We start from the raw sequence: 1862 nt of genomic DNA on the forward strand, positions 1-1862 counted from the left end.
GCCGCGGCCGCCTCGCCCGGCTGGCCGGTCACCCAGATCTCGTCGCCCGGCTGCGCGGCATCGCGGCGCAGCGCCATCGTCGCCGGCACGCTGCCGATTGCCGTGACCGACAAGGCCAGCGGCCCGCGCGTGGTGTCGCCGCCGGCCAGGCCAATGCCGTGCGCGTCGGCCAGCGCGAAGAAGCCCTCGGCGAACGCATCGACCCAGGCCATGTCGACCTGCGGCAACGACAGCGACAGCGTGCACCAGCGCGGCTGCGCGCCCATCGCTGCCAGGTCCGACAGATTCACCGCCAAGGTCTTCCAGCCGATGTCGGCGGCCGCGGTCTCGGCCGGGAAATGCACCCCGGCATTGAGCGTATCGGTGGTGATCGCCAGCAACTCCCCCGCAGGCGGCAGCAGCAAGGCCGCGTCGTCGCCGATGCCCAGCGGCAGGTCGTCACGCGCCCGGCTGCGCGCACGCAGGCGCTCGATCAGATCGAATTCGGGCATGGGGGGCTGGGAATCGGGAATGGGGAGTCGGGAATGGTTAGAAGCAGGAGCGAAAGCCGGAACGTCGGCGATCTCGAAGGAGAACGGCATCTGCTTTTGCCATTCCCCATTCCCTTTTCCCCATTCCCAGCCCCTCAGCCCCCCGACTCCACCGCGCGCCATTCCAGCGCGGCGCGGTCCAGGACGCCGTTGACGTAGGTGTGGCCGTGTTCGGAGCCGAAGCGCTTGGCGGTCTCGATGGCTTCGTTGATCACCACGCGGTACGGCACGTCCATGCGGTGCAGCAGTTCGTAGGCGGCCAGGCGCAGTACCGCGCGTTCGATCGCGTCCACTTCCTCGACCGTGCGGTCCAGGTAGCCGACCAGCGCTGCATCCAGTTCGGCGCGGTGCTTGAGCACGCCTTCGACCAGGTTCTCGAAGTACACCAGGTCGGCGATCTCGTGCGCCTGCTCGTGCGCGAACTGCGCGATCACGTGCTGGGCGTTGCCGCCGGAGATCTGCCAGGCGTAGATCGCCTGCAGCGCACGCCGGCGTGCGCGCGAACGCAGGACCGGATCCACGCCGTCGCGGCGTGGGTGGTGCTTGTGGCCAGCGGGTTTGTTCACGGCAGCAGCTCCAGCAGGTTGACCATCTCCAGCGCGCTCAGCGCCGCTTCCTCGCCCTTGTTGCCATGGCTGCCGCCGGCGCGCGCCTCGGCGTCCTCGACCTGCTCCACGGCGAGCACGCCGTTGAGCACCGGGATGCGGAAGTCCAGCGACACCCGCAGCAGGCCCTCGGCGCAACCGTCGGCGACGTGTTCGTAGTGGCGGGTGTCGCCGCGGATCACGCAACCCAGCGCGATGATCGCGGCATGCTTGCCGGCCGCGGCCAGGCGGGCGGCGACCAGCGGCAACTCCCAGGCGCCCGGTACCCGGATCACGTCCACCGCGTCGTCGGCAATGCCGTTGCCGGCCAGGCTCTGCCGCGCACCGGCGACCAGCACGTCGGTGATACGGGCGTTCCAGCGGCTGGCGATGATCGCGAAACGCGCCGACTCGGGAGTGCGGAGGTCGCCTTCGTAGTGGGACATGGCGGTGGCAGCTTGAGGGGGTGGGAGAGTTTAGCAGGCGGTGGGGCCGCGTCCCGAGGAAGCGCTCCAGGGGCACCTTGCAGAAGGCCCAGGCACCGCCAATGGCAGGAATCGCGCGGGATCAGCTTTTACCAATTCCCCAATCCCGATTCCCGATTCCCGGCTCCACATGCTCCACCACCTCCAGCCCGAACCCGGCCAACCCGATCTGCCGGCGCGGGGTACCGAGCACGCGCAGCTTGCCCAGGCCCAGGTCGGCCAGGATCTGGCTGCCGGCGCCGTTGCGCCGCCACTGGCCCACA

At 69.8% G+C, this 1862-nt stretch carries 3 protein-coding genes and 1 pseudogene; all 4 read right to left on the reverse strand.

The genetic code is table 11. The features are described 5' to 3' along the window. On the reverse strand, positions 1-491 hold a 491-nt coding region (gene thiL, locus D183_RS0116930), incomplete at its 3' end, for a thiamine-phosphate kinase (protein ID WP_017910045.1). Between the two features lie 134 nt (positions 492-625). Continuing rightward, positions 626-1096 (reverse strand): transcription antitermination factor NusB, encoded by a 471-nt coding sequence (gene nusB, locus D183_RS0116935; RefSeq protein WP_017910046.1) that lies wholly within the window; start codon positions 1094-1096, stop codon positions 626-628. Next, positions 1093-1560 carry a 6,7-dimethyl-8-ribityllumazine synthase gene (gene ribH / locus D183_RS0116940; protein WP_017910047.1) on the reverse strand — a complete coding sequence of 156 codons (468 nt, stop codon included), beginning with the start codon at positions 1558-1560 and terminating at the stop codon, positions 1093-1095. The genes nusB and ribH overlap by 4 nt, the downstream gene beginning before the upstream one ends. A gap of 121 nt (positions 1561-1681) precedes the next feature. Further along, positions 1682-1862 (reverse strand): annotated as a pseudogene (locus tag D183_RS0116945) (bifunctional 3,4-dihydroxy-2-butanone-4-phosphate synthase/GTP cyclohydrolase II); the annotation flags it as partial.

Origin of the sequence: Xanthomonas sp. SHU 199, from assembly GCF_000364665.1 — a bacterium.
In the GTDB taxonomy this organism is placed as follows: domain Bacteria; phylum Pseudomonadota; class Gammaproteobacteria; order Xanthomonadales; family Xanthomonadaceae; genus Xanthomonas_A; species Xanthomonas_A sontii.